General features: G+C 53.5%; 26 protein-coding genes and 1 tRNA gene. 17 read left to right on the top strand and 10 right to left on the bottom strand.

Going from position 1 to position 26,109, the window contains the following annotated elements; translation table 11 throughout:
• Positions 1 to 135 precede the first annotated feature (135 nt).
• Complete coding sequence (locus SD425_RS25875; RefSeq protein ID WP_324673787.1) at positions 136 to 1,011, top strand: sugar phosphate isomerase/epimerase; 876 nt, start codon at positions 136 to 138, stop codon at positions 1,009 to 1,011.
• A gap of 90 nt (positions 1,012 to 1,101) precedes the next feature.
• Here the strand turns inward: SD425_RS25875 and gltX are convergent, their stop codons facing one another.
• The 5 genes from gltX to SD425_RS25850 form a co-directional block, all read right to left on the bottom strand.
• Complete coding sequence (gene gltX / locus SD425_RS25870; protein ID WP_324673785.1) at positions 1,102 to 2,649, bottom strand: glutamate--tRNA ligase; 1,548 nt, start codon at positions 2,647 to 2,649, stop codon at positions 1,102 to 1,104.
• A 130-nt stretch (positions 2,650 to 2,779) separates the two neighbouring features.
• Positions 2,780 to 2,965, bottom strand: coding sequence for a hypothetical protein (locus SD425_RS25865; RefSeq protein ID WP_324673783.1), 186 nt, complete (start codon positions 2,963 to 2,965; stop codon positions 2,780 to 2,782).
• A gap of 94 nt (positions 2,966 to 3,059) precedes the next feature.
• Positions 3,060 to 3,446 carry a RidA family protein gene (locus tag SD425_RS25860; protein ID WP_324673781.1) on the bottom strand — a complete coding sequence of 129 codons (387 nt, stop codon included), beginning with the start codon at positions 3,444 to 3,446 and terminating at the stop codon, positions 3,060 to 3,062.
• A gap of 199 nt (positions 3,447 to 3,645) precedes the next feature.
• Positions 3,646 to 5,481 (bottom strand): glutamine--fructose-6-phosphate transaminase (isomerizing), encoded by a 1,836-nt coding sequence (glmS, locus tag SD425_RS25855; protein WP_324673779.1) that lies wholly within the window; start codon positions 5,479 to 5,481, stop codon positions 3,646 to 3,648.
• Positions 5,482 to 5,807: 326 nt separating this feature from the next.
• A complete protein-coding gene (locus SD425_RS25850) occupies positions 5,808 to 6,620 on the bottom strand; it encodes a glycogen/starch synthase (protein ID WP_324673776.1) in 813 nt (270 codons plus the stop codon).
• Between the two features lie 118 nt (positions 6,621 to 6,738).
• On the opposite strand from SD425_RS25850, the gene panC reads away from it, so the two are divergent.
• The 7 genes from panC (at position 6,739) to SD425_RS25815 (ending at position 12,869) form a co-directional block, all read left to right on the top strand.
• A complete protein-coding gene (gene panC / locus SD425_RS25845) occupies positions 6,739 to 7,584 on the top strand; it encodes a pantoate--beta-alanine ligase (protein ID WP_324673774.1) in 846 nt (281 codons plus the stop codon).
• 102 nt (positions 7,585 to 7,686) lie between these two features.
• Complete coding sequence (gene panD / locus SD425_RS25840; RefSeq protein WP_324673771.1) at positions 7,687 to 8,034, top strand: aspartate 1-decarboxylase; 348 nt, start codon at positions 7,687 to 7,689, stop codon at positions 8,032 to 8,034.
• A 150-nt stretch (positions 8,035 to 8,184) separates the two neighbouring features.
• Positions 8,185 to 9,237 (top strand): lysylphosphatidylglycerol synthase transmembrane domain-containing protein, encoded by a 1,053-nt coding sequence (locus tag SD425_RS25835; RefSeq protein WP_324673769.1) that lies wholly within the window; start codon positions 8,185 to 8,187, stop codon positions 9,235 to 9,237.
• A complete protein-coding gene (rfaE2, locus tag SD425_RS25830; RefSeq protein WP_324673766.1) occupies positions 9,227 to 9,706 on the top strand; it encodes a D-glycero-beta-D-manno-heptose 1-phosphate adenylyltransferase in 480 nt (159 codons plus the stop codon). The genes SD425_RS25835 and rfaE2 overlap by 11 nt, the downstream gene beginning before the upstream one ends.
• A 12-nt stretch (positions 9,707 to 9,718) precedes the next feature.
• Complete coding sequence (locus SD425_RS25825; RefSeq protein ID WP_324673764.1) at positions 9,719 to 10,411, top strand: zinc metallopeptidase; 693 nt, start codon at positions 9,719 to 9,721, stop codon at positions 10,409 to 10,411.
• Positions 10,412 to 10,648: 237 nt separating this feature from the next.
• Positions 10,649 to 11,788: an acyl-CoA dehydrogenase family protein gene (locus SD425_RS25820; protein WP_324673762.1), complete on the top strand. Its 1,140-nt coding sequence runs from the start codon at positions 10,649 to 10,651 to the stop codon at positions 11,786 to 11,788.
• 157 nt (positions 11,789 to 11,945) lie between these two features.
• Complete coding sequence (locus tag SD425_RS25815) at positions 11,946 to 12,869, top strand: helix-turn-helix domain-containing protein (protein ID WP_188812040.1); 924 nt, start codon at positions 11,946 to 11,948, stop codon at positions 12,867 to 12,869.
• A gap of 83 nt (positions 12,870 to 12,952) precedes the next feature.
• Here SD425_RS25815 and SD425_RS25810 read toward each other — a convergent pair whose 3' ends face one another.
• Genes SD425_RS25810 through SD425_RS25800 form a run of 3 tightly spaced genes read right to left on the bottom strand, consistent with a single transcriptional unit; the run spans position 12,953 to position 14,827 of the window.
• Positions 12,953 to 13,720, bottom strand: a complete 768-nt coding sequence (locus SD425_RS25810) for a geranylgeranylglyceryl/heptaprenylglyceryl phosphate synthase (RefSeq protein ID WP_324673758.1) — start codon at positions 13,718 to 13,720, stop codon at positions 12,953 to 12,955.
• Positions 13,698 to 14,444, bottom strand: coding sequence for a hypothetical protein (locus tag SD425_RS25805; protein WP_324673756.1), 747 nt, complete (start codon positions 14,442 to 14,444; stop codon positions 13,698 to 13,700). Before SD425_RS25805 ends, SD425_RS25810 begins: the two co-directional genes overlap by 23 nt.
• Before the next feature lie 8 nt (positions 14,445 to 14,452).
• On the bottom strand, positions 14,453 to 14,827 hold the full coding sequence (locus SD425_RS25800) for a phage holin family protein (protein ID WP_324673755.1): 375 nt from the start codon (positions 14,825 to 14,827) through the stop codon (positions 14,453 to 14,455).
• 152 nt (positions 14,828 to 14,979) lie between these two features.
• On the opposite strand from SD425_RS25800, the gene SD425_RS25795 reads away from it, so the two are divergent.
• The gene (locus tag SD425_RS25795; protein ID WP_324673754.1) at positions 14,980 to 16,113 is read left to right on the top strand and encodes a J domain-containing protein; all 1,134 of its coding nucleotides are present in this window, start codon (positions 14,980 to 14,982) and stop codon (positions 16,111 to 16,113) included.
• Between the two features lie 301 nt (positions 16,114 to 16,414).
• Here SD425_RS25795 and SD425_RS25790 read toward each other — a convergent pair.
• Positions 16,415 to 16,487: transfer RNA gene (locus tag SD425_RS25790), tRNA-Phe, on the bottom strand.
• Positions 16,488 to 16,640: 153 nt separating this feature from the next.
• Between SD425_RS25790 and SD425_RS25785 the strand changes: the two genes are divergently transcribed.
• From SD425_RS25785 to SD425_RS25765, 5 genes are all read left to right on the top strand, one after another.
• Positions 16,641 to 18,038: a 4Fe-4S dicluster domain-containing protein gene (locus tag SD425_RS25785; RefSeq protein ID WP_324673753.1), complete on the top strand. Its 1,398-nt coding sequence runs from the start codon at positions 16,641 to 16,643 to the stop codon at positions 18,036 to 18,038.
• A gap of 117 nt (positions 18,039 to 18,155) precedes the next feature.
• Positions 18,156 to 19,016: a (Fe-S)-binding protein gene (locus SD425_RS25780; RefSeq protein WP_324673751.1), complete on the top strand. Its 861-nt coding sequence runs from the start codon at positions 18,156 to 18,158 to the stop codon at positions 19,014 to 19,016.
• A gap of 142 nt (positions 19,017 to 19,158) precedes the next feature.
• Positions 19,159 to 19,650 carry a hypothetical protein gene (locus SD425_RS25775; RefSeq protein ID WP_324673750.1) on the top strand — a complete coding sequence of 164 codons (492 nt, stop codon included), beginning with the start codon at positions 19,159 to 19,161 and terminating at the stop codon, positions 19,648 to 19,650.
• A gap of 107 nt (positions 19,651 to 19,757) precedes the next feature.
• Positions 19,758 to 21,683, top strand: a complete 1,926-nt coding sequence (locus tag SD425_RS25770) for an OmpA family protein (RefSeq protein ID WP_324673749.1) — start codon at positions 19,758 to 19,760, stop codon at positions 21,681 to 21,683.
• A gap of 251 nt (positions 21,684 to 21,934) precedes the next feature.
• Complete coding sequence (locus SD425_RS25765) at positions 21,935 to 22,819, top strand: DUF4476 domain-containing protein (protein WP_324673748.1); 885 nt, start codon at positions 21,935 to 21,937, stop codon at positions 22,817 to 22,819.
• Between the two features lie 85 nt (positions 22,820 to 22,904).
• Here the strand turns inward: SD425_RS25765 and SD425_RS25760 are convergent, their stop codons facing one another.
• Positions 22,905 to 23,381: a DUF4293 domain-containing protein gene (locus SD425_RS25760; RefSeq protein WP_324673746.1), complete on the bottom strand. Its 477-nt coding sequence runs from the start codon at positions 23,379 to 23,381 to the stop codon at positions 22,905 to 22,907.
• A 91-nt stretch (positions 23,382 to 23,472) separates the two neighbouring features.
• Between SD425_RS25760 and SD425_RS25755 the strand changes: the two genes are divergently transcribed.
• From SD425_RS25755 to truA, 3 genes are all read left to right on the top strand, one after another.
• Complete coding sequence (locus tag SD425_RS25755; RefSeq protein WP_324673745.1) at positions 23,473 to 24,675, top strand: acetyl-CoA C-acyltransferase; 1,203 nt, start codon at positions 23,473 to 23,475, stop codon at positions 24,673 to 24,675.
• Positions 24,676 to 24,696: 21 nt separating this feature from the next.
• Complete coding sequence (locus tag SD425_RS25750) at positions 24,697 to 25,245, top strand: GNAT family protein (protein ID WP_324673744.1); 549 nt, start codon at positions 24,697 to 24,699, stop codon at positions 25,243 to 25,245.
• A 72-nt stretch (positions 25,246 to 25,317) separates the two neighbouring features.
• Entirely contained in the window at positions 25,318 to 26,106 is a 789-nt protein-coding gene (gene truA / locus SD425_RS25745) for a tRNA pseudouridine(38-40) synthase TruA (RefSeq protein ID WP_324673743.1), read from the top strand.
• Positions 26,107 to 26,109: the final 3 nt, after the last annotated feature.

Genomic DNA, 26,109 nt, shown 5'->3' with positions numbered 1-26,109 from the left:
TGCTGAGTAGTTGTGCAGCATTCATCACGAAATATGTATATCATTGCCGCTACATAACCTTCAGGCGGCCTACTGCTAGCGCAGGCAACTGGTCGGGCCGTATGCCTTTTTCACCTCTTATTCTAACCCACCTTTATGACACAGCGAAGAGAATTTCTAAAGCAAGCCGGCTTGCTCTCAGCCATTTCTTTGATGAATCCTGGGCTGCTGCTCGCCGCGCCTTCTTCGCTCAAAGTGGGCCTGCAACTCTACACACTGCGTGACTATATTGGCAAAGATCCCAAAGGAGTGTTAGCTAAAGTGGCCAAAGCCGGCTACCAAGAAGTGGAAACGTACGGCTACAGCAAAGACAAAGGCTTCTGGGGCTTGAGCGCGAAAGAATTGAAATCGGCACTGACGGCCAATGGGTTAACAACATCCGCCGGGCATTATGGCCTAGATGACTTCATCAGCGGAGCTAGCCAAGATAGTCTGAAAGCCGATATCGAAGCTGCCAAAGCTTGCGGTCAAACCTACGTTGTCGTGCCTTCCATGGACAGCAAGTCGCTGACTAAAGTCGATGACCTCAAGCGCGTGGCCGGTAAGCTCAACGAGGCTGGCCGGATGTGCAAGGCTGCCGGACTGAAGCTAGCCTATCACAACCACAACTTTGAGTTTAAGCCCGTCGACGGCACTATGCTCTACGATGTGTTGCTGAAGGAAACGGACCTGGCGCTTGTCGATTTCGAAATGGATATCTACTGGGTGGTACGCGCTGGCCAAGATCCTCTCAAGCTGATCGCGCAGCACCCCAAGCGCTTCACCATGTGGCACGTGAAAGACATGGAAAAAGCTGATCCTGAGCACAACACCGAAATCGGAGCTGGCACTATCGATTTCAAGAAGATCTTTCAGCAAGCGTCTACGTCCGGGGTCAAGCACATCTTCATGGAGCAGGAATACTTTGCGATGGACGCCTACAAGAGCATTACGCAAAGTGCTGCCTACATCAAGAAGAGCTTGCTGTCGTAAGTTCGACTGCTGCACAGCCTAGCTTTAAAACGAAAGCGCCCGGCAATACTGCCGGGCGCTTTCGTTTTACTCGTATTAGTGCTGAAGAAACTAGATGGGCAATTGGCTCACCGCAAGCTCAATGCGCTCAGCGGTTTCCTGCGGACCTAGGATACTCATGATGTGCATGAGGTCAGGGCCAGCGCCGGCACCTGTCACGGCTACGCGCAGAGCTTGCAGCACCTGCCCGATCTTAATGCCTTGCTGCTCTAATACTTGTGAGAGTAGCGCTTTGATGCCTTCGGGTGTTGTATCCGCGGCTGTGGGCAGTGCCTTCGCAAACTCCGTGAGTCCTCCGGCAACCTGCGCGTTCCATTTCTTGCTGATCACTTGCTCGTCGTAGCTGCTAGGGCGCTCAAAAAAGAGCTGTGCTTCGCGGGCTAGGTCGGCAGAGAAAGTTGCGCGCTCCTTCACCAAACCAGCAATTTGCTCTAGTTTGTCGACGGGCATGTCCACGCCAATGCCTTGCTCGTTGAGCTCCGTGAGCAAGTACTGAGCTAGCTCCGTGTCGGGCTTGGCACGTAGATACTGCTCGTTGTACCACCGCACTTTATTCTGGTCGAAGCGGGCTGGCGACTTGCTCACGCGTTCAATCGTGAAAGCGTCGATCAGCTCTTGCATCGTGAACAGTTCCTGTTGCGTGCCGGGGTTCCAGCCTAGGAAGGCTAGGAAGTTGATGAACGCTTCGGGCAGGTAACCGCCTTCGCGGTAGCCGCTGCTCACGGTCGGCTGGCCGGTTTCGGCATCTACGCCGTGCCATTCGAGCGGGAACACCGGGAAACCGAGTCGGTCGCCGTCGCGCTTGCTAAGCTTGCCGGTGCCATCGGGCTTGAGCAGCAGGGGCAAGTGGGCAAACTGCGGCATGGTGCTTTCCCAGCCAAAATAACGGTACAGCAGCACGTGCAGCGGCGCCGAGGGTAACCACTCTTCGCCCCGAATGACGTGCGTGATTTCCATCAAGTGGTCGTCCACGATGTTGGCGAGGTGGTAGGTCGGCATGCCATCCGACTTCATCAGTACCTTATCATCAATAGCCGACGAGTGTACTACGACCCAGCCGCGAATCAGGTCGTTGAAGCGTACTTCTTCCTTGCGTGGCACCTTCAGGCGAATCACGTAAGGCGTGCCGCTGTCGAGCAACTGCTTCACTTCATCTTCGGGCAAGGTGAGCGAGTTGCGCATCTGGCTGCGCGTGATAGAGTTATACTGTGGGTTTGGCACCTTGGCAGCCGTCAGGCGGGCGCGCAAAGCGTCGAGCTCCTCGGGCGTATCGAAGGCATAATACGCGTGGCCGCTGTCGAGAAGCTGCTGCGCGTACTGCATGTACATGGGCTTTCGTTCGCTCTGCCGGTACGGCGCGTGCGGACCGCCCACCCAAGGGCTTTCATCCAACTCAATACCACACCACTCCAAGCTTTGGCGGATGTATTCTTCCGCGCCGGGCACGAAACGGTTCTGGTCGGTATCCTCAATGCGAAGCAGCATCTTGCCGCCTAGCTTGCGGGCTAGCAAATAGTTATACAGCGCAGTGCGCACGCCGCCAATGTGCAGCGGACCAGTAGGGCTAGGTGCAAAACGCACCCGTACTTCTCTCTCCATACAAATAGGTTGCGGCCTCAATCAGTCTAAAACCGCGGCGCAAAGGTACGGAAGAGTAATGAGTGACTGAGTAGCTGAGTGACGGAGTACATAATTTGTTTACTTATGCACTCCGTCACTCCGGCACTATTCAGTCTTTGTTCCGAAAAGCTAGGTAAAGCCCGAGCCCAATCAGCGTAACGCCACCGCGAATTGCCCAGGCCGCGTTAGCACCCCATTGGTCAATCCACGTCAGTAGCATGTGTTTAAGACCAAAAAGGGGCAAAATCAGTGATAATAAGCCAAGCAGAAACAAGCCAAGTCCGAGCTCTTTCATAAAGTGAGTAGGTAAGATGGTGAAACAAGAAGTAGATGCGCGGGTGGCCGCGTTTCCACACCATTCCTCCTTGTTTTTTCATCTCACCTGCTCGCTACTTCACGGCGATGCAGGAAATTTCCACTTGCACGTCTTTCGGTAGACGAGACACCTCCACGGTTTCGCGGGCCGGCGCATAGTCAGTAGAGAAGTAGCTGCCGTAGATTTCGTTGATCAAACCAAAGTTGCCGAGGTCTTTCACGAAGATGCTGGACTTCACTACGTCGGTGAGGGTGTAACCGGCGGCCCCTAGCACTGCTTGTAAGTTGCGCATCACTTGGTGGGTTTCGGCTGCTACGTCACCGTCGCCAACTAGCTGACCAGTGGTAGCGTCGAGCGCAATTTGACCCGAAACATAAATTGTATTGCCAGCCTGAATAGCTTGGCTGTAAGGGCCAATGGGAGCCGGGGCTTGGTCGGAGTAAACAATGGTGTTAGCCATGAGCGATTCAGAAGTAAAAGAAGGATTGTGAAGCGCAAAGTAAGAACCCAATTGTCATTCCGAGCAACGCGAGAAATCTGAGTTATGAACCTAGGTAGTTGATTCACATTCCTCGGGTTGCTCGGAATGACAGAATACACACAAAAAAGCCGCCCCGGTTGTCCGGAGCGGCTCTCTCAAAAGTAGTTGCTGACCTAGCTTATTCCACCGTTACCGACTTCGCCAGGTTACGCGGCTGGTCGACGTTGCAGCCGCGCAGCACGGCAATATGGTAGGAGAGCAGCTGCAGCGGAATCACAGACACGAGCGGCATGAGTACTTCGCTCGTGGCGGGCACTTCAATCACAAACTCCGCCATTGGTGGAATCACCGTGTCGCCTTCGGTCGTGATGGCAATGATGCGGCCCTTGCGCGCTTTCACCTCCTGAATATTGGAAACAACCTTTTCGTAGGAGCTATCCTTCGTGGCAATAACGACCACCGGCATGTTCTCGTCAATTAGCGCGATAGGGCCGTGCTTCATCTCGGCCGCTGGGTAGCCTTCCGCGTGGATGTAGCTGATTTCCTTTAATTTCAACGCTCCCTCTAGCGCTACCGGAAAGTTGTAGCCCCGACCTAGGTAAAGGAAGTTCGTAGCATCCTTGAATATCTCAGAGATCTGCTCAATCTCCGTGTTGAGGGCTAGCGCCTGCTCTACTTTCGCCGGAATATTGCTGAGCTCCACCATGAGCTCGCGCAGCTTCGTCTCGGAAAGCGTACCGCGCTTGTGGCCCACGATCATTGCAAGAATGGTGAGAACCGTTACTTGTGCCGTGAAAGCTTTGGTCGAAGCCACCCCGATTTCTGGGCCGGCGTGCGTGTAAGCACCCGCATCAGTAGCACGCGCAATGCTAGAACCCACCACGTTGCAGATACCAAAAATAGTAGCGCCTTTACTCTTAGCTAGCTCAATAGCAGCTAGTGTATCGGCCGTTTCACCCGATTGCGAAATAGCAATCACAATGTCGCGCTCCGTAATGATCGGGTTCCGGTAGCGGAACTCCGAGGCATATTCTACCTCAACGGGGATACGGGCTAGGTCTTCCAGTAAGTATTCTGCTACCAGACCTGCGTGCCATGAGGTACCGCACGCCACAATGATGATACGCTGCGCATTAACAAACTTCTGCTCGTAGGACCGAATGCCACCCATATTCAAGTGACCAGCTTCCAATTCTAAGCGGCCTCGCATCGAATCCAAAATTGATTTCGGCTGCTCGAAGATTTCCTTCAGCATGAAGTGCTCGTAGCCACCTTTCTCGATGCTGTCCAACTCAAGCTCCAGCTTCTGAATATAAGGTGTCTGTTGGATGTCCTCCTTGGTACGGATGTCAAGCTTACCGTCGCGGATAACAGCAATTTCGTGGTCATTAACGTAAACTACGTCGCTGGTATACTCGATAATCGGCGTAGCGTCGGAGGCTAGGAAGAACTCATCCTGCCCGATGCCAATTACTAGAGGCGAGCCTTTACGTGCCGCAATCAGCTGATTCGGCTCGTCGCGGCTAAGCACTACGATGGCGTAGGCGCCTACGACCTCGTGCAAAGCCAAGCGCACTGCTTCTTCAAGGGTGCAATGGTTTTGCTTCTGAATCTCTTCAATTAGGTTGACAAACACTTCTGTGTCTGTTTCCGAGTGAAACTCGTGGCCTTGTTGCTGCAAGTGCGTCTTCAACGCCGCGTAGTTCTCGATGATGCCATTATGAATAATGGCGATGCGCTCGGAAGTGGAGTAGTGCGGGTGAGCATTGGTGTCGTTGGGCTCTCCGTGCGTAGCCCAGCGGGTATGGCCCATGCCTACCGTAGCGTGGGTATCTTTCTCAGCAATAAAGGTTTCCAGCTCCTTTACCTTGCCTTTCTTTTTATACACATTCAGCGCACCATTGAGCAAAGCAATGCCTGCTGAGTCGTAGCCGCGATACTCGAGGCGGCGTAAGCCTTTTATAATAATAGGACAAGCCTCGCGATACCCGATGTAAGCTACAATTCCGCACATAGTATGTCAGGAGAAAAAGTTAGTAGAAAGTAGGAAAAAGACCTGCCGGTCTTCAAAGGTTATGCCGCAATAAAAAGTTGCTAAAATTTTAGCAAATCAAACACTAATATACGACAAATCTAGAAGGGGTGAGTGTAAGATTCCTTCGTCAGCCGTCCTGGTGTTGGCTTCAATGTGCTCAGCCGCAGGTAGAACAGTCCTATGCTTCAACCTACGCTTTGACCATTAGCGAATATGTTAGAGGTCAAAACAAAAAATCTCCGTAGCCAACTCTGCCAAGCAGATCAGCTACGGAGATTCAACCGTTGTGCTTACTATAACGCTAATTAGCTGGCTAGCTCATTATACAGTGCATAGTAGGAGGTAAGCGGGTTTTCGTCGGTACCTACCTGCGCAAAGCGACATTTCTGCGAATACTCAGAAAACAGCGCGTTTAAGTTATCACTGAAGTCCTCGTCCGATTTCTGTACGGAGTCGGCGTACTCCATTCCTACTTTGATGAAGCCACCAAAATCGGCTGACTTCAGAGCGGCGAGCATTGCGTCATCGATGTCCAGCATCTTGGCCTTCTCGATGATGTCACCCTCAAACTTATGATCGAACTCGTTGTTGTAGACCGTGAAAACAGACTTCGCATCTTTGAAGATGGGGTCTTTTTTATAGGTGGTCTTCAAGTACATTGGGATCAGACCAGTCATCCAGTCGTTGCAGTGTACAATGTCGGGCGACCAGCCTAGCTTTTTTACCGTCTCTAATACACCTTTGCAGAAGAAGATGGCGCGTTCGTCATTATCGGCGTGGAACTTATCGTTCTTGTCTACCAACACCGACTTGCGGTGAAAATAATCTTCGTTATCGATAAAATACACCTGTAATTTCGCATTCGGAATAGAAGCTACTTTAATGATGAGCGGCTTTTCTTCCTCTCCCACGGCGATATTGATGCCTGACAACCGTACTACTTCATGCAGGCGATTCTTGCGCTCGTTGATGATACCGAAACGGGGTACGAAAATGCGGATTTCCATCCCCATTTCCTGCATACCCTGCGGCAACATCCGCAGAAACTCCGCTACCTTGGTGGTCTGCAAAAAAGGATTGATTTCCGTGGCAGCATAGAGTATTCTCAGCTTGGACATAATGGGTAGTTTCGTGTGGTTGAGAAAGGACAACACTTTGGGTGCACAAAATTAAACAAATTTGAGGGAAATTTCAACTAAACCCATTTGCCGTTCTGTGTCGTCGGCTACTTTACCTATGCAGATACTACAATCTGCCCCGGCTTTGCAAGCCCAAACGGAAGCTTGGCGCCAAGAAGGATTACGCATTGGATTGGTGCCCACCATGGGCGCCTTGCATGAAGGACACCTACAATTGGTGCGGGCTGCCGCCGCCGAGAATGATGTAGTGGTGACGAGTATCTTTGTCAATCCTACCCAATTCAATAACGCTGAGGATTTTAGGCTGTACCCTCGCTTGCCCGAAGCGGATGCTGAACTATTGGGGCCTGCTGGCTGCACGGCTTTGTTTATGCCCAGCGTCGAGCAGATGTATCCGGCGCCTGCTCGGCTGCGGTTTGACTTTGGTCCGCTAGAGCATGTGATGGAAGGTGCCTTTCGGCCGGGGCACTTCAACGGAGTTGCTACCGTTGTGAGCAAACTTTTCCACCTAGCCCGGCCGCACCGGGCGTACTTCGGGCAAAAAGATCTACAGCAAGTCACCATTGTTCGTCAGATGGTGTCTGATCTATCGTTCGATCTGGAGGTTGTGGCCTTTCCAACAGTGCGCGAGGCTGACGGCCTTGCTATGTCGTCGCGCAACCGTCGGCTGACGCCCGCCGACCGGGCCCGCGCTCCTCGTCTTCATCAAGCGCTGCAGCTAGCCGCCGAGCAGCTACGGGCGGGGCATTCTGTGGCCGCTGCCCGGCAGGCTGCCATTGATTACCTAGCCCAGGAGCCCGCTATCAAGCTAGAGTACTTGGAAGTGGCCGATGCCCAAACGCTACAACCTGCACTTGAGCAGCCCGCGGACAAGCAGCCTCTGGCTATTTGTTTGGCTGCTAGCCTAGGCGACGTGCGCCTGATTGATAACGTGGTACTATAGGGAATGGCTGAGCGGCTGGGTGAGGCCGTTGAACAGCACGCAGCCGCTCAGTCGCTCTACTTCTGTATCTTTGTCGGCTTTATTTTTAGCCGCATTTCAGCCATGTATATTGAAGTTCTCAAGTCCAAGATTCACCGGGTTAAAGTCACGCAGGCCGAGCTACATTATGTAGGCAGCATCACCATCGACGAAGACTTGCTCGACGCGGCCAACATGGTCGAAAACGAGAAGGTGACTATCGTGAACGTGAACAATGGGGAACGTTTTGAAACGTACACTATCCGAGGCGAACGGGGCTCGGGTATGATTTGCCTCAACGGCCCGGCTGCCCGCAAAGTAGCCGTAGGTGACATCGTTATCATCTTCTCCTACGGCTTTGTCGACTTTGCCGAAGCACGTGCTCACAAGCCTACACTCGTCTTTCCTGATCAGCACAACCGCCTGACCTAGGTTAACATCCGGGGAGACGACGCGTACAAATAGTTGCGCTATCTTGCTTCCTTACAATCCCACCTTTCTTATCTGCTATTACCTTTAGGCCCTACGCAGGGCCTAAGGCAAGGTCTTTTGTAGGATTTGTAACTAAGCATCAACCAAGTGATGAAACATCTTCTTACCATTCTCAAGTACGCTCTGCTGCTTTCCGTATCAGGGTTGCTCATGTGGTACGCCGTGCAGGGGCAGGATTTGAGCCGTATCGGTCAAAGCGTACGGGAAGCAAACTACTCCTGGCTCGTCGTAACGATGATACTGTCGGCGCTTGGGTATTTCAGTCGGGCATACCGGTGGAAGATGCAAATTGACCCCACAGGGCACAAACCTTCTTATTGGGACGTGTATCATGCCATGATGGTAGGCTACCTCGCCAACCTAGTGTTACCACGGATGGGCGAGGTGATTCGGTGCTCCGTTTTGCAGCGTACCAGCAAGGTTCCGGTGCAAGTATCGCTAGGCACGGTTGTGACGGAGCGGGTTATCGATGTGATGGTGCTGCTAGGGCTGCTCGGCGCTACGTTGCTGCTGGATTTTCAGACTTTTTGGGCATTCGTAACGGACAAGATCCTGGGCGGACGCTATGATGAGCTAGCTCGTAATCCAACGCCTCTGGTGGTGGCCGGCTTAATCGCCATTGTGCTTTTAGTGGGCCTGATCTATACCTTGTTCCGAAACCTGGAGCGGCTTCGGCAGAACGCCTTATTTAATAAAGTAGTCGTTTTTGTGAAAGGGCTGCTCGCTGGGGTATTCAGCATATTGAAGCTGGAAAATAAGGGCTTATTCCTGCTCCACACCGCCTTTACCTGGCTGGTGTACTACCTCATGGATTATCTGGCTTTCTTCTGCTTTCCAGCTACTTATGACCTAGGTATGCGGGCGGGATTAGCCGTTCTGACTTTTGGTGCTTTCGGCATGGCAGCTCCTGTGGCCGGTGGCATCGGACCATTCCACGTGATGGTACAAGGTATCCTGCTAGCTTATGGCATCAGCAAGGATGCGGGCATCGCCTACGCGCTGGTGGTGCATGGTTCCCAAACGTTGCTAGTCGTGCTGATGGGCGGTATCAGCTTTGCTGTGAGCATGCTCAAATCAGGCCGCACGGTGTCTGCGGTTACAACGGCTCCTCTTACCGTAGCCTCATCCATTGATGTGGAGTAAAGATAAAATCTTCAGTCGCTCAGCTATCGGGGCTGTAGCGGCCGAGTGGCGTGCGCAAGGCCGCCGTGTGGTGTTCACGAATGGCTGTTTTGACCTGTTGCACCTGGGTCATGTCGACTACCTAGAAAAAGCGAGGCACCTCGGCGACGCCATGATTGTGGGGCTGAATACGGATGCTTCCGTGAGCCGCCTCAAACCCGGCCGGCCGCTTCAGGATGAGGATGGGCGGGCACGCATCCTAGCTGCCCTCATGTTTGTGGATGCGGTGGTGTTGTTCGACGAGCCGACGCCGTTAGAACTCATTACCCAGGTCCGACCCGACATTCTTGTGAAAGGCGACGATTATGCAATTAGCGGAATTGTCGGACATGAATTTGTGTTAAATAACGGTGGACAGGTTCTGACCGTACCGTTAGTAGCGGGCTACAGTACCACCCGCATCGTGGAGCGCATCCGCGAACAACTTTAACTCTCTTCTTCCATGTCTGGCTTTCCCATTTTTCCTTTTCTGATTCTGATGATGGTCGTGAGCTGGGTGATCCAGTGGCGACTACGCAGTAAGATGTCGAAGTACGCGCAGATTGGCTTGCAATCGGGTCTTTCTGGCCGTCAGATTGCTGAGCTGATGCTCGCAGACCACGGCATCACCGACGTGCGAATTATCTCGACCGAAGGTCGCTTAACTGACCACTACAACCCTGCCGACAAAACCGTAAACCTTAGTGAGGCTGTATACGAGGAGCGTAGCGCCGCTGCTGCTGCTATTGCGGCGCACGAATGCGGCCACGCTGTGCAGCACGCCACGGCCTACAGCATGTTGCAGTTCCGTTCGGCTATGGTGCCGGCTCTGAGTGCAGTATCACGCTTTATGCCATTCATTCTGATGGCTGGCGTTTTTATGCTGCGTTCAACACCTATTCCTTTAGGCGTTGGTATTGCACTGTTTTCCCTCACTACTTTATTTAGCTTCGTGACGCTGCCGGTTGAGTTTGATGCTAGCCGCCGCGCCCTCGCCTGGATTGACCGTCGGGGCATCGTAACGACGCAAGAGCACGCTATGGCCAAAGATGCCCTATGGTGGGCTGCTATGACCTACGTAGTTGCTGCGCTGTCGTCGCTGGCAACCTTGCTTTACTACGTGAGCATCTTCATGGGTGGCCGCGACCGTCGTTAACCACTCGCAAATCGTATTCTGTTACGGCCGTTTCGCTCTGCGAGGCGGCCGTATCTTTTTTAAGTTCGCCTATCAGTCCTTAGCACCTAACCTGATTGTCGCGCGTTAAAAAGTATGCATGCCGAAGAAAAATACGGGCAATCTGCTTAACTGCGGATTCTGCCTTTTATTTTTGATACGACAACGCTACCTACCCAATACTTAGCTGTTGTTTCATTCCCACCCAACCTTTCCTGTATGGATTTTCAACTCACAGAGGAGCAGCTAGCCGTTCAGGCTGCTGCCCGCGATTTTGCCCAGAGTGAGCTCTGGGCTGGTGTTATTGAGCGCGACGACAACCAGAAGTTTCCCGCCGAGCAAGTCAAGAAAATGGGCGAGCTAGGCTTCCTCGGGATGATGGTAAGCCCCGAGTATGGCGGCAGTGGTCTCGATACAGTATCGTACGTGCTGGCCATGGAGGAAATCTCGAAAGTAGATGCTTCGTGCTCCGTTATCATGTCGGTAAACAACTCGCTCGTGTGCTGGGGACTGGAGAAGTTCGGTACTGAAGAGCAGAAGCAGAAGTATCTGACGCGCTTGGCCACCGGCGAAATCATCGGGGCTTTCTGTCTGTCCGAACCTGAAGCAGGCTCCGACGCTACCATGCAGCGCACCACGGCCGAAGATAAAGGCGACTACTATTTGCTCAACGGTACCAAGAACTGGATTACCAATGGCAGCTCTGCCTCCGTGTACTTAGTTATTGCTCAAACTAATCCAGAGTTGAAATCACGCGGCATCAATGTGCTGATTGTCGAGAAAGATACTCCTGGTTTTACAATTGGTCCGAAGGAGAATAAGCTAGGTATTCGGGGCTCCGACACGCATTCGCTCATGTTTACGGACGTGAAGGTGCCTAAAGAAAATCGTATTGGACCCGATGGCTTCGGCTTTAAGTTTGCCATGCAAGTGCTAGCGGGTGGCCGTATCGGTATTGCCGCGCAAGCCCTAGGTATTGCCTCCGGAGCGCTCGAACTATCCTTGAAGTACGCCCAACAACGCAAGGCCTTCGGGGTAGAAATCGCTAAGCATCAGGCTATTCAGTTTAAGTTAGCTGAAATGGCGACCAACATCGACGCAGCGCGGCTGTTGTGCCTAAAAGCTGCCAACGACAAAGATCAACAGCTCGACTATAGCAAGTCGGGCGCCATGGCAAAACTGTTTTCTTCGAAAGTTGCAATGGACACTGCCGTTGAAGCGGTCCAGATTCATGGTGGTTACGGTTTTGTCAAAGAATACCATGTGGAGCGACTCATGCGCGACGCCAAAATCACCCAGATTTATGAGGGTACTTCCGAGATCCAGAAAATTGTAATCTCGCGGGAATTATTAAAATAAGATTAGCGCTGCTCTAAAGTCAGAATATTTGCACTAAACCCAGCCAAAAAACGGCTGGGTTTTCGTTTTTGTGAATTTTTATATCTTATTTTGCATTGTCTAAGTTTGACAGCCCCCCGAACCCGTTAGATTCCATCATACCAGCCACACTCCGAATATGGAAGATTATAATAAAGTCATAGAGTCACTCGGCGTACGCTACATCAAGGCGAAGAACTTGGTGTTGCAGCAGCCGTTCACGGTGCGCAACTATTATGATGTTGGCAACAACCTCATCCTGTTGCACAAAGGCCGTGTCTCCTTTGGTGAAGAAGAGCAAGTGGTAGAAGAAGGAGAGATGCTATTTATCCCAGGTGGTCGTGCTACCAAAGTAAGTTATGGCAATATCAGTAATAAGAGCATTACCAACGACGATCTGATTAGCAACAAGGATAAGTTCTTTCATTCCAATACTGACCTTGATCTGATCGGCGACGCCGAAGAAAGCCATAGCCACGTAAGCTTCGAAGCCAAGGTATTTGACTCCGTCAACTTCTTCGCTTCGCTCGACGTGCCCGCATTCCTGATTACCGGCAACTCGAAGCTCGCGAACCTGGTGATTAAGGTGGTAGAGGAAAGCTTGCAAGATCTACCCGGTCGCGAGCGTCTTATCACGATCTATACCGAGAACATCGTCGTAGAGATTGTACGTTACATCTTGAAGAACAAGATGTTTGTGGAGCAACTCGCTACCAACAGCACGTATTTCAAAGATCCTCGTCTCATCGACCTGTTCAACTACATCAAGGAGAACATCGGCGGCGACCTATCGAACAAAGTGCTTTCGAGCGTTGCGAACGTATCGGAAGACTACGTGGGTCAGTACTTCAAGATGCTCACCGGTATCAACCCGCAGGACTACATCGAATATCAGCGGATGGAACGCGCTGTATTCTTGCTGCGCACGACCAAGAAGAGCATCCGTGATATCGGCAAGGAAGTAGGGTACAAAGACACGGCTTATTTCTGCCGCCGCTTCAAGATGATGTTCGGTATTCCGGCTGGTAAGATGCGCCGCCGCGAATCGGCTATGAACATCTAAGCTTGAGGAAAGCTTTACACCCCTGAAAACAAAGAAAGCGCCCCACCTGGGGCGCTTTCTTTGTTTAAGACGAAACCGAAGGGCTAGGCTAGCTTAAGTACGCTATTGAACATCCGAACCACGTTGGACACTTCTCCTAGGAACTCCGGCGCTTTTTCGATTTGGTTACCTATCACAATAACGTCGGCACCAGCAGCTAGGGCTGCTTGAGCTTTCTCGGCGGTGTTGATGCCACCGCCCACGAATAGCGGAACCTCTACCGCTTGGCGCACAGCCCGGATCATGGCGGGCGATACAGGGTACATGGCGCCGCTACCGCCATCTAGGTACATCAGCCGCAAACCCAGTTGCTCACCGGCCATGGCTGTGCAAGCCGCAATAGTCGGCTTATCGTAGGGTAGAGGCGTGGTGTTGCTCATATAGCTAGCGGTTGTTTGCCTACCTGTATCGACCAGCATGTAGCCAGTCGACAAAATCTGGAGGTTACTAGCTCGCAGCAAAGGCGCAGCGATAACATGCTGGCCAATCAGGAAATCAGGGTTGCGGCCCGAAATCAGCGACAATAGCAGAATGCCGTCGGCCTGCGTGTCGAGGTGTAGGCTATGGCTCGGAAACAACAGCACCGGCACAGCGCTGCGACTTTTGATAAAACGAATGAGCGACGCCTGGTGAGTACTCATCACCAGGCTGCCGCCCATCAGGAAATAATCAACAGGATGTTCTTCGCTTAGCTCCAGCAAGTGCCGGCAACCAGCCTCATCCAAGTGGTCAGGGTCAAGCAGTACCGCTAACGATTTTTGGCCGCGCGTTCGGCGTTTGCTGAGGGCTTCATGAAGATTGGTGAGGCGCATCCGCGTCGTCGTGGAAAGTAAATTCGATGTCTCTGGTCTCCGGTTCCGCCGTAGCATGCGGGCCTGAAGACGCAAGGTCGGAATTTTTAAGTATTGGCAAGTAGTCTCCCACTTTCTGTGCCACGTACGCCATCAGCACGGCCGTTACTTGTGCCATCAGCAGCTTGCCTGTGTCTGATTGCAGAAACGCACTGAATGTGGAAGCTAGGAAAGAAGGCGAGTCATCCTCGGGTACTGCGCTCGAGTGGCCGTTTTGGTTGAAAGAGGACGTCGGTAGCCGACGAGCATCATCATAGGGTAGGGGTGGAAAAGGATCGGCGTCGGTGTGGTATACATCTGGGGCAATATGCGCCCGTTCGTGTCCTCGGCCCGAATAACCACGGTAAGCATCGGTGTTCGTAGCGCCAAAACCAAAATCATCTGACAATGCTGTATCAGCTTCGGTGTAGTGACGAACGGAACGGTTCCGCTTCGACTTGGCTTTCAAGCGATGAATGGTCGACTCTTCGTCATCATGCTTAGACGATTTCCGGCCGCTAAAAGCTTTTGCTAGTAGCCAAATACCCCCAACCACACCTGCTCCAATCAGCGCTTTTTTGCCGATTTCCTGCGTTTTTTCCTTGATGTGGTCGACGTCGCCGAGTAAAGCGCGCTCATACTCCAGCTTCTGACGCTCCAGAAACTCTTTCTGATCTTCAAACAATGGATTCGTTAGCTCTGCCATATGCTTTGTTACGCTTGCCGCTTATCAGATTTGTAAATAGTATTATCCAGGAGCTTGTCGGCCAAGCCTTGGAAAACTTTCTTGTCGACGCCTACTAGGAAGATGATTAGCAGTACTAGGTAGAAACCTGCTACTAGTCCGAAGCCCCAAAAGGTGCTATCCAAGGCGGCGTTAAGTGCAAGACCGGCAAAGATGCTTAGGAAAATAAGGAACATCAATCCGATGAGGCCCATTGCAACACCATGTACCGTGCCTACAAAGGCCGTTTTTGCCTTTTCCTGGGCCTCAAGGCGCACTAGGTCAATACGAGTGTCTAGGTAGCCCATGAGGTTACCCATCAGGCTGTCATTGCGGGGCGTTTTAGAAGCGTCGTCGTTAGCCATACGGCGTAGGGGGAGAGAAAAGCCAGAAATAATGTTACAAGTCTGGACACCGAAGGAACGTTATCGTGTTCATTTTCGGGTCGCCCCTAGCATACGGAAAAAGCGACATTATGTCTGAAAAATGAGTTACTTTTACCTTATACGGCCGAATTGTGAGTCAGAATCATTATCAGGTGTTGGGGGTAGCCGTTACTGCTACAGCCCACGAAATTAAGCTAGCTTATAAGCGTCTGGCCGTGCGGTACCACCCGGATAAGCACGGCGGTAGCACACAGTTTGAGGAGCAATTCAAGCAGGTAAGTGTCGCCTACCAAGTGCTAGGTGACCCGGCCCGGCGTGCCGTGTATGACTATCAGCTGCAAGTTGTCGCGCGTCGGGCAGAAGAAGCTCGTAGGCAGCAGCAATTTCGGCAGCAAGGTCAGCATGTGTATGGGGTGCCTATGCCGCCTCCGGTGCCGTTGCGGACGCGCCCGCCTGCTGGGGCGGCTGAACGACACTACCGGACTATCCCGAAGCAAAAGCCCAAGTTTAACCGGCGCGACTACCTGCTGACTTTTGGTGTTTTCGGTTTGCTTATTTTGTTCATGCTGTCGGTGAAGGTGACGATGGACCACGTGACGGCCGTGAGCAACTATGAGGATGGGCTGGCCGCTTACGTGAATAGCAGCTGGGGTACAGCGCACGGATTCTTCACGGAGGCGTTGCACTTCAAGCCAACCTACACAGAAGCTTTGCAGCGCCGGGGCGAGATTGAGCAGTTTGCCTATCAGAACTACCGCGCTGCCCGCACCGACTATCGTGCGGCCTTGGCTAATGCTCGAGGACGAACCGCCGCACAGCTATGGTACCGTCTGGGCCAATGCCACAGCAACTTAAACCAGCCCGATTCGGCGGAGATATGCCTAGGTCATGCGCTGGCTCTCGACTCGCTGCTGAGTGGCGCCCGCCTAGCACGTGGCGAAACGCGACTCTTCGGCTTGAATGCGTTTGAAGCAGCCATTCAAGACTTCTCAGCGGGCTTGCGGCTGCGCAAGCAGCAGGGTCGTTCGTTGAAGTACCTCACCTATCGTGGTCTTGCCTACTACAAGCTTGGCAATTATGCGGCGGCGCGCAGCGACTACCAGCAAGTGCTGCTGCAAAACCCGCGAAACGGACAGGCATACTTTCTCTTAGGGCGACTAGCGCAGCGTGAAGAAAATGCCGGCGCTGCGTGCGAATTTTTTCGCAGAGCAGTCACGCTAGGCTATAGCTATGCTGCCGCGGCGCAGCAGCAAACGTGCCCTTAATAGAACTTGATAGGAGTTGGATCGACCCGCTGACTGTTAAGTAGTTGGGCGAAAAATACTCGATTCTTTCTTGCTTCTTTGAACGCGTATGCGTGTCTTTATACTTATGAAGACGGGCCGGAATACGCGTTTGAAACTGTACTTGGCATGTGCACTGATCGTGCTGAGTTGGCTGGTAGAATACTTTCTGGCTTAGTGCTCAGAACGTAAAACCGCAGGTAAGAATAGGGGCTTAGTAGGCTTATGGCTGAGAGGCGTAAGCAATAAAAAAGCCTCTAGCTGCGCGCTAGAGGCTTTTCTGTGGTAACGGTTGGAATCGAACCAACGACACCAGCATTTTCAGTGCTGTGCTCTACCAACTGAGCTACGTTACCATTTCCCTTGGCTTATTCGCGTTAGGAGTGGCAAAAGTAGTAAACCAAAACTAACCTGCAACATTCCAGTGAAAAAAATCTTTCTGCGGAAACCTGTAAATTTGTTAGGCATAACGAGTACTTTTCGGACGTTCCCAACCTAGCTCTACTGCCGTGACAATTCAAAACATTATCTTTCTGCTAGTTGCCATAGCAGGTATTGGCCTGTTTATATGGCAGGTGCGCAAGATTAGCGCGAATATTCTGGTCGGGCGCGACCGAGAAATGAGCGGTAACGTGGGCGAGCGGCTCAACAAGATGTTGCTTGTTGCCTTTGGCCAGCAGAAAATGTTCAAGCGCATTACCCCGGCGCTGCTGCACTTGGTGGTGTACGTGGGCTTTCTGGTCATCAACGTCGAGGTCATCGAGATTCTGATTGACGGCATTTTCGGTACGCACCGCGTGTTACAGTTCCTGGGCCCAGTGTACGACGCACTGATGGCGACCAACGAAGTGCTAGGTGCCCTGGTAATTGTGGCGGTAATAGCCTTCTGGTGGCGCCGCAACCGTAGTCAGCCTGTGCGTCGCTTTACCGGCCCCGAACTGCGTGCGTGGCCTAAACTTGATGCGAATATCATCCTTTATGTTGAGGTAATCCTCATGCTGGCGCTGTTCACGATGAACACTTCTGACCTGAAGCTGCACCAGCTGCGTGGGGAAGATCTGCCGGGGATTTTTCCTATAAGTTCGCTACTCACGGGTCTGTTCCCGAGCAACATGCAAGCGTTGGAGATACTAGAACGCGTAGGATGGTGGGCGCATATTGTGGGTATTTTGCTGTTCCTGAACTACTTGCCTTCGTCGAAGCACTTCCACATTATCATCTCTTTCCCGAACGTGTACTACTCGCGGCTTGTGCCCCAGGGTCAGTTCTCGAATGTGGATAGCATTACGCACGAGGTGAAGGCCATGCTAGACCCGAGCTACCAGGTGCCCACACCAGCTGTTGGACCTGATGGATCGGCCGCTGCTCCTACGCCATTTGGGGCTAAGGACGTGGACGACCTAGCTTGGACGAACTTGATGAACGCTTACTCCTGCACCGAGTGCGGCCGTTGCACATCGGTGTGCCCGGCCAACATTACGGGCAAGCTCCTGTCGCCGCGCAAGATTATCATGGACACCCGCGACCGGGTGGAGGAGAAGTACAACTCGCCGCTGATTTTCAGCCCTAACCTTTACGGCGCTGAGGCCAAGCACGCCGAGCAGGAGCAGCTTGACAAAGAAAGCCACACGCTGCTGCGCGGCTACGTGACGCCCGAGGAGCTCTGGGCTTGCACCACCTGCAATGCCTGCGTAGAAGCGTGCCCCGTGAACATCAATCCCCTGGAGAGCATCATCGAGATGCGCCGCTTCCTGGTATTGGAAGAGTCAGCGGCGCCGAACTCGCTCAACGTGATGTTCTCAAACATCGAAAACAATGGCGCGCCGTGGGCCTTCTCGCCTTCCGACCGCTTCAACTGGGCCGATGACCTGTTTGTGTCGGAGAAGGAAGCCGTAGCGAAAAGCTAGCTTTGTTCTCTCCGTTCGGGCGCGGTAAGGCCTGATTAATTCCCACTCATTCTGACCTTTAGTCTTTTAGATATTATGGCTGAGCCAACTGCCAAGCGTCAAGTTACCGTTCCTGTTATGGCTGACCTCGCGACGCGCGGGGAAACGCCGGAAATCCTGTTCTGGGTAGGCTGTGCGGGTGCCTTCGATGACCGCTACAAGCGCGTGACGCGGGCTTTCGTGCGCATTCTGGAGCATGTGGGCGTGAACTACGCCGTGCTTGGGATGGAAGAAACTTGCACGGGAGACCCCGCTAAGCGTGCTGGCAACGAGTTTCTGTTTCAGATGCAGGCCATGCAAAATATTACCACCTTCGATGGGTATGGCATCAAGAAGATCGTAACGGCCTGCCCGCACTGCTTCAACACGATTAAAAACGAGTATCCGGCGCTGGGCGGCAACTACGAGGTGATTCACCACAGCACGTTCTTGCAGCAGCTCATCAACGAGGGCAAAGTAGGCGTAGCGGGTGGGGGCGAGTTCAAAGGGCGTCGCATTACGTTTCACGATTCCTGCTACCTAGGTCGGGCTAACAACATCTACGAAGCCCCGCGTGAAGTGCTGGCGGTGCTTGATGCTGACCTGGTGGAGATGAAGCGCTGCAAAACCAATGGCCTGTGCTGCGGCGCCGGTGGCGCCCAAATGTGGAAAGAACCCGAGCCCGGTAAGAAAGACATCAACGTGGAGCGCACCGAAGAAGCCCTGGCTACCCTCGACGGCAACGCTGCCGCGCTAAACAAACTCTACGGCGTAGAAAGCGGCAACGAAGGTGCAACGCCCGCTCCCAAAGCAAGCGAACAAAACAGCATCATTGCGGTCAGCTGCCCCTTCTGCATGACGATGATGAGCGACGGGGTGAAAAACAAAGAGCGCGAGAACAACGTGCAAGTATTTGACCTCGCCGAATTGATTGCCACAGCAGAAGGTTTGAACGCGTAAAGAAGACTTGAGATCAAACAAAACGGCCCCGGCGGAACTTCCCGTCGGGGCTGTTTATTTTGTAGAAAATAAGTCAGCTGGTTTTGGAGTTATAGAAGTATACAGCCTACCCTGAACCGCGAAGTTCTAAGCACCTAGCCTCATGTTCGTTTCCTTTGACCAGCTGCCCGCGCACGCTCGCATCTGGATTTACCAAGCCGACCGTCCGCTCACGAGCGAAGAGCTAGCTTCTGTGGCGCCCGCCCTGCGGCAGTTTGCCGAGGAGTGGACCAGCCACGGCCGCTCCCTAGCTGCCTCGGCTGCTTTTCTGCATCATCAGTTTCTCGTGATTGGCCTCGATGAAGCCGTGGCCGACGCCAGTGGCTGCTCCATTGATTCCTCCGTGCGGTTTGTGCGGGCATTGGAGCAAGCGCTGAACATCACGCTGCTCGAAAAATCGCAGCTGGCTTTTCTAGTAGAGGGCGAAGTACAGCTCGTCGACCGGCGGGAGTTGAAAGCAGCAGTAGCGGAAGGCCGTTTGCGACCCGAGACGCCGTACTTCGACAATACCATTGCCCAGCATCAGCAGCTTCGCAAGGCGTGGCCAGCACCGGCAGCCTCTACTTGGCTGGCGCGCTACTTCGCAGGGGCATAAATACTTGGCTTTTCGGCCAGAATCCTCCCCAAACTTAGTATACTTGCTAGGCCTAGGGGTGGCAATGGCAGAGAGCTATTCCAACATCAATTCCACTCCATCTACGCATGAGGAATTTTCTAATCATCGGTGTCACGGCGAGCTCGGCGCTACTGTTGGGCGGCTGTGCTACGACGGACGGCGTCAGCAAAGCCGACAAGCGCTTTGCCCGCGGCGAATATGAAACTGCTATTACGCTGTACAAAGCGCAGGTGGCCAAGGACAAGAACGCACCGCTAGCGAACTACCGCATCGGCGAGTCGTACCGGCTCTCCAACCGCGTTGAGCAGGCTGAGCCGTTCTACCAAGCTGCCCAGGAGGGAAAGGCAAAGAGCGCCGACCTAGGTTTCCGTTACGCCGAGGCGTTGAAAGCCGGTGGCAAGTTTGAGGAAGCAGCGAAGCAGTTTGAAGCCTATGCTCAGTCTGGCACCAACCGTACGCTGGCGGCTCGCGCCGAAATGGAAGCCAAGAATGCGCGCCTGAGTCCGGACATCGTGGCGATGCGCACCAACAATGAGGTGATGCCGCTCGACCAGATCAACTCTGAGTCTTCGGACTTTAGCGCCACGATGTTGCCCGAAACCAAAGAACTAGTATTTGCTTCTGGCCGCGAGGGCAAGAAGTACCTAGGTAATGGAGAAGGATTCAATGATTTGTACGCCGTCAAGTTCGACGACACGGATAAGCTGACGGGTGGCACGGTGCGTAAGCTAGAGCCCATTTTCAACAGCACCGACAAGCACGAGGCTAGCGCTACCTACACGCCCGATGGCAAGATGATGGTGTTTGCCCGCTCCAACAACGGCTCCAAGAAGGGCTACCTGAGCGTAGACCTGTGGGCTTCCTATTTCAAAAACGGCGCTTGGAGCGAGCCAGAAATTCTGCGCGTGGTGAACAGTAGCACCGCGGATGAATTCTCGCCCGTCTTCTCGCCCGATGGCCAAACGCTATACTTCGCTTCGTCGCGGAAAGGCGGCCAAGGCGGCACCGATATCTATAAGGCTACCATGGGCGCCAACGGCCGCTTCTCCCCACCCGAGAACCTAGGGGAGGACGTGAATACGCCTGGCAACGAGAACTTTCCAGCGGTAGCTCCGGATGGCGCGCTGTACTTTTCCTCCGACGGCCATCCAGGCCTAGGGAAGCTCGACATCTTCATGGTGGACAAGGGCAAGGTGAAGAACCTAGGTGCTCCCATTAATAGCAACGGGGATGACTTTGCGCCCTATTTCATGGGCAAAGACATGGGCGTGTTCTCCTCCAACCGCGCTGGTGGCAAAGGCAGCGACGATCTGTATCGTTTTCACAAAAAGCCGCTCAAACTCGTCGCCCTCTTTGTTGATGGGACGCTGGTGGAGCGCAACGACAAAACAGGAGAAACAGCACCAGTAGCGAACGAAACGGTAACGATTACAAACCGCAATGGGCAAAAGCAAGACGTGACCACCGGCCCAGACGGTAAGTTCACTGCCAAGCTCGATACGGCCGCTGCCTACACACTGCTGGCTGACCGGCCGGGCTACTTCACGGCCCGTAACTCCTTGAGTACTGTTGGGAAAGTGCCTAAGCAGGAGGATTTGCCCAATGAGCAGAACGACATTCGGTTGCCCGTGACGCTGACCTTAACCAAGATCGTGAAGAACAAAGCCATTGTGGTGGAAAATATCTTCTACGATTACGATAAGGCGGACATTCGCCCCGATGCCGCAGTGGAGCTAGACAAGCTGGTGGAAACGCTCAACGACAACCCGAACATTACCATCGAACTGAGCTCCCATACCGACTCGCGTGGTAAGGATGCCTACAACCAAGCGCTGTCTCAGCGTCGTGCGCAGTCTGCTGTCGACTATATCATCTCGAAGGGCATCGGCAAGAACCGGATTACGGCCAAAGGCTACGGCGAAACGCAGCCCGTTGTGAAAAATGCCAAGACGGAAGACGAGTACCAGCGCAACCGTCGCACCGAGTTCAAAGTGACCAAGATCACGGAATAGCTAGGTCGCTATCTTGCAAATAAAAAGCCCCTGCATGGTTCGTCCATTGCAGGGGCTTTTTCTGATACTACGGCACAGTATTCTCTCGTTGACTAAGTAAAACAGGTCAGCTAGCATTCATTTGGGGCTTTCTTCTTGCTAGATAAAGCTCATAAAGCCAAAATGTTAGCTAAAGTGTAGTTATGGCATAATACTTGGTTTTATTGTAACTTGAGCAAGAAGCTTTTCGCCTGCTCGTTTTTGTTACCGCTATGAAGAAATACCTGTTGCTTTGCCTTGGCATATTGTTGCTGATGGGCTTCCGCGGAACGGCTGCTCCTGCCACGGTGAACTTTGCCTCCGAGCGAGGTTTGCCCTTTCAGCTGGTGTTTGATGGTCGCCCACTGCTACGTACCAGCGCCAGTCGGGTCCGGATCGATCGGCTCACGCCGGGGTTTCACTGGGCAGAATTTCGGATTCCGACGGCTTTCGGCGGTGCTGTAAACTACCGGACGCGTCTGTTTTTGGATCCGGGCTTGGAAACAAGCTTTGTGCTGCTGGCGCGTAGCGGGTACCCTCCAGTGCTTCGCAAAGTAGCCGCCGTGCCGATCCGCACGGGTGGGTTCTACCCGCCGAATGCCCCAGGTTACCCCGGAGGCACGTACGATGATTCTGGCTATGGCAGCTCTCCAAATGGAAACGGCCGCAACGGCTCTGGTGACTACAATGATGGTGGGTATAGCGGACCCGCTAATCCTATTCCTGGTCCCAACGGTCCAGACGCAAACTACCCGACTATGCCAAACAACTATCCGCCCGCGCCTAATCCGGCTCCATACCCGAACAACGACAATTACTCTTCGGTGATGTCGGCTGCGGATGTGGATGGGTTGGTACAGTTCCTACAAAAAAAATCGTTTGATGACAACAAGCTGCCGGTCATCAAGCAGGCGTTGGGCGAGTCATTAATTCAATCGGCCGACCTAGCACGCCTCTTACGGACGCTAAGTTTCGAAAGCAACCGCCTCGACCTAGCTAAGTACGCTTACGCACGCGTGGCCGACCGCCAGAATTTCTACCAGGTGTATGATGCCCTTCAATACTCGGCTAGTAGCCGGGAGCTGCAGGACTTCATCAGTCAGCAGCGCGGGCGATGAGGCACCATGGCAACGCGGCTTAACGAAAAAATAAAAAAGGCTCCTGCACTAAACAGGAGCCTTTTCTGTTGAGTCATATTGGTGCTTATCGCAATCGATCCATGGAGCGCACGAGTTGCTCGTCGCGCCGAATGAAACGGTTAGCAAGCAAGTTCAAGATCAGGGCTAGGGTAGGAAGGTAAAAGCCCGCCTCAAAGGTCCCGATCAGCTTGATGTTGAGCATCTGTTCGCCCACACCTGAGTAATAATAGCTTGCACCGATAGTGGCCACGATTAATAACAAATTGACCATACCTAGCTTAAGCTGCGTGAAGCGGCTGCGGTACTGGAAAATTTCGAACAGTGCCACTGCGGCTGAAAGTGCTGCCAGAACTGCAATAGGCCATGTATTCACGGCGGCAGGCGTTTGGGAGGCCGGGTTTACGAAAGCGAGTTTGGTCGAGTGCAATACCAGCTCTTGGCTGGTCAGCGAATCCACCTTGCTCCAGATCGGCACGAAAATTACGCTAGCCATGGCGATTGCCAGCAACAGTAAAAATACGCTTTGAATTCTTTGTATCATCTTTGTGCTTTGTCGGTTCAAAAGCTTGCTCTAGCCTAGCTAGGGCGGCAAAAGTAGCCAACAACAACCGGAAAAACCGCATTTTAACTCGATGTCAACTGCTTATATTGTAGACGCTGTCCGTACGCCCATCGGTAAATTTGGGGGTGCGCTGAGCAGCGTCCGTCCTGATGACATGGCCGCCCACGTGCTGCGCGAACTGCTGCGCCGCAATCCTACCTTGGATAAGGGGGCCATTGAAGATGTAATTATGGGTGCTGCCAACCAGGCTGGCGAAGACAACCGCAACGTAGCGCGCATGGCCGCTCTGCTGGCGGGCCTGCCGATTACCGTACCCGGTGTCACGATCAACCGCCTGTGCGGTTCGGGCTTGCAAAGCATCATGGATGCGGCGCGGGCCATCAAGAGTGGCGAAGGAGAGGCCTACCTGGCAGGTGGCTCTGAAAGCATGACACGGGCGCCGTTCGTGATGGCGAAGTCGGCTACCGCCTTTGCCCGTGACTTCACCGCCCACGATACTACCCTTGGCTGGCGCTTCGTGAACCCGAAGCTAGCCAAGATGCATTACCCCTACGCCATGGGCGAAACGGCCGAAAACGTAGCGCGTAAGTTTAATATCAGCCGCGAAGAGCAAGATCAGTTTGCTTTCGATTCGCAGCGTAAATACCACAAGGCTGCCGAGAAAGGACGTTTCCGCAAGGAGATTGTGCCCGTGTTCATCCCGAACCCGAAAGGTGATACGGCTCTGTTCGATACCGATGAGCCACCACGCCTGTCGTCGTTGGAAAAGCTAGCTTCCCTGCGACCTGCTTTTGATTTGCAGAATGGCAGCGTAACGGCCGGTAACTCTGCTGGCATCAACGACGGTGCCGCCGCGGCGATAGTCGTGAGCGAAGAAGGTCTCGTCCGCTTCGATCTGAAGCCGATGGCGCGCGTAGTGGCTTCGGCCGTAGTAGGGGTTGACCCTGCCTACATGGGGCTAGGTCCGATTCCGGCCACACAGAAGGTACTACAACGCGCAGGGCTGACGATCAACGATATGGACCTGATCGAGCTAAACGAAGCCTTCGCTGTGCAGAGTATTGTATGCATGCGCGAGCTAGGTTTGGACCCAGAAAAGGTAAACGTAAATGGTGGTTCCATCGCCATCGGTCACCCCCTAGGTAGCTCTGGGGCACGCATCACGGCTACGCTGCTGCACGAGATGCAACGCCGCGAAAACGTGCGCTATGGCCTAGCAACTATGTGCGTAGGTGTGGGACAAGGCGTGGCGGTGATCTACGAGAAAGTCTAACTGCTTTTTCAACCCTAGCCCATGTCCGATTCGAGGCGGCGTCCGACCCTTATCTTACCGGTGGCCGGTACACGCCTGCGGCCTTGGCAGCTCTCCGACGCATCAACGTTGACTGCTTGCGCTAATGATGAAGGTGTTGCGCAGAATCTGCGTGACACCTTTCCATATCCGTACCTGCTGGAAGATGCGCGGTGGTATCTGGAAGCAGTGGCCACTGCCAACTCACCCGATATCCACCTAGCTATCGAGGTAGAGGGCGCAGCTGGGGGCGGCATCAGCATCATATTCCAGCACGACGTGGACCGGCGCAGTGCTGAAATTGGCTACTGGCTAGGTCGGTCGTATTGGGGACGCGGTATCATGACGGCGGCCGTCCGAGTCTTAACGGAGTACACCTTCGCAAGCTTCGACGTATGCCGACTCTACGCTGGGGTTTTTGCTCATAACGCAGCTTCGGCGCGCGTGCTGGAGAAAGGCGGGTATGAGTTGGAAGGCCGATTGCGCAAAAGCATTACAAAAAACGGCCATACAATCGATAGTCTGCTGTACGCAGTTGTCAATGAACAATAAGCAATGAGCAGCGGAGCGCTGACTTACTACTCATTGATCTTTATTCGTTGCTTACTGTTCATTATCAAGTTCATGCGTTATTTCTTACACCTAGCTTACGACGGCACCAATTATCACGGCTGGCAAGTGCAGCCTGAAGTAATTACGGTGCAGCAGGAGGTCAACCGTTGTTTGTCGCAGGTATTGCGGCAGCCGATCAGCACGCTAGGAAGCGGCCGTACGGATACGGGCGTGCACGCCAGCCATCAGGTAGCGCACTTCAGCGCCGACATGCCCGAGACGCTGGACCTAGCTACGCTGCTCTACCGACTGAACCGGGCCTTGCCCGCTGATATTGCGGTGCAGGCGATACACCCGGTGCCCGACAACGCCAATGCTCGCTTCGATGCGAATGCCCGCACCTACGAGTACTACGTGCGCCTCGTGCCCAATCCATTTCGGGTAAACCACAGCATTTACCTCGACCGAGCCCCGGATGTAGCGGCTATGAACGCGGCCGCGGCGCTGCTGCTTGGCTCGCGCGATTTCACCAGCTTCTCGAAAGTAAAGGGCGCCGAAACGCACTACGTCTGCGTGTGTTACGAAGCCGCTTGGCATCCTACGCCCGGCGGAATTGTGTTTCGTATTCGGGCCAACCGCTTTGTACGCGGCATGGTCCGGCTCGTAGTGGGCACCCTCTTGAGCGTGGGTCGCGGCAAGCTGACTGTAGCAGAATTTGGCGAGATATTAGCCTCGCAAAGTCGAGTAGCGGCCAGTGGTGCCGCGCCAGCTACCGGCCTGTTTCTGAGCCGGGTCGAATACCCCGCTGAACTGGTGCCCGCGGAACTGATACCCATGGCAATGCCGTACCTTGCAGGCTAGTGG

Origin of the sequence: Hymenobacter sp. GOD-10R, assembly GCF_035609205.1 — a bacterium.
GTDB lineage: Bacteria > Bacteroidota > Bacteroidia > Cytophagales > Hymenobacteraceae > Hymenobacter.
Note: the sequence above shows the minus strand (reverse complement) of the source record. Positions and strands in the feature narration are given on the sequence as shown.

Coding starts and splice junctions, on each gene's coding strand:
- SD425_RS25750 (WP_324673744.1), top strand. CDS start 24,697: ATGTCCGATTCGAGGCGGCGTCCGACCCTTATCTTACCGGTGGCCGGT.
- SD425_RS25765 (WP_324673748.1), top strand. CDS start 21,935: ATGAAGAAATACCTGTTGCTTTGCCTTGGCATATTGTTGCTGATGGGC.
- SD425_RS25775 (WP_324673750.1), top strand. CDS start 19,159: ATGTTCGTTTCCTTTGACCAGCTGCCCGCGCACGCTCGCATCTGGATT.
- panC (WP_324673774.1), top strand. CDS start 6,739: ATGCAGATACTACAATCTGCCCCGGCTTTGCAAGCCCAAACGGAAGCT.
- SD425_RS25755 (WP_324673745.1), top strand. CDS start 23,473: ATGTCAACTGCTTATATTGTAGACGCTGTCCGTACGCCCATCGGTAAA.
- SD425_RS25815 (WP_188812040.1), top strand. CDS start 11,946: ATGGAAGATTATAATAAAGTCATAGAGTCACTCGGCGTACGCTACATC.
- SD425_RS25770 (WP_324673749.1), top strand. CDS start 19,758: ATGAGGAATTTTCTAATCATCGGTGTCACGGCGAGCTCGGCGCTACTG.
- truA (WP_324673743.1), top strand. CDS start 25,318: ATGCGTTATTTCTTACACCTAGCTTACGACGGCACCAATTATCACGGC.
- SD425_RS25865 (WP_324673783.1), bottom strand. CDS start 2,965: ATGAAAGAGCTCGGACTTGGCTTGTTTCTGCTTGGCTTATTATCACTG.
- SD425_RS25820 (WP_324673762.1), top strand. CDS start 10,649: ATGGATTTTCAACTCACAGAGGAGCAGCTAGCCGTTCAGGCTGCTGCC.
- SD425_RS25810 (WP_324673758.1), bottom strand. CDS start 13,720: ATGCGCCTCACCAATCTTCATGAAGCCCTCAGCAAACGCCGAACGCGC.
- panD (WP_324673771.1), top strand. CDS start 7,687: ATGTATATTGAAGTTCTCAAGTCCAAGATTCACCGGGTTAAAGTCACG.
- rfaE2 (WP_324673766.1), top strand. CDS start 9,227: ATGTGGAGTAAAGATAAAATCTTCAGTCGCTCAGCTATCGGGGCTGTA.
- gltX (WP_324673785.1), bottom strand. CDS start 2,649: ATGGAGAGAGAAGTACGGGTGCGTTTTGCACCTAGCCCTACTGGTCCG.
- SD425_RS25850 (WP_324673776.1), bottom strand. CDS start 6,620: ATGTCCAAGCTGAGAATACTCTATGCTGCCACGGAAATCAATCCTTTT.
- SD425_RS25860 (WP_324673781.1), bottom strand. CDS start 3,446: ATGGCTAACACCATTGTTTACTCCGACCAAGCCCCGGCTCCCATTGGC.
- glmS (WP_324673779.1), bottom strand. CDS start 5,481: ATGTGCGGAATTGTAGCTTACATCGGGTATCGCGAGGCTTGTCCTATT.
- SD425_RS25835 (WP_324673769.1), top strand. CDS start 8,185: ATGAAACATCTTCTTACCATTCTCAAGTACGCTCTGCTGCTTTCCGTA.
- SD425_RS25875 (WP_324673787.1), top strand. CDS start 136: ATGACACAGCGAAGAGAATTTCTAAAGCAAGCCGGCTTGCTCTCAGCC.
- SD425_RS25800 (WP_324673755.1), bottom strand. CDS start 14,827: ATGGCTAACGACGACGCTTCTAAAACGCCCCGCAATGACAGCCTGATG.
- SD425_RS25760 (WP_324673746.1), bottom strand. CDS start 23,381: ATGATACAAAGAATTCAAAGCGTATTTTTACTGTTGCTGGCAATCGCC.
- SD425_RS25825 (WP_324673764.1), top strand. CDS start 9,719: ATGTCTGGCTTTCCCATTTTTCCTTTTCTGATTCTGATGATGGTCGTG.
- SD425_RS25805 (WP_324673756.1), bottom strand. CDS start 14,444: ATGGCAGAGCTAACGAATCCATTGTTTGAAGATCAGAAAGAGTTTCTG.
- SD425_RS25780 (WP_324673751.1), top strand. CDS start 18,156: ATGGCTGACCTCGCGACGCGCGGGGAAACGCCGGAAATCCTGTTCTGG.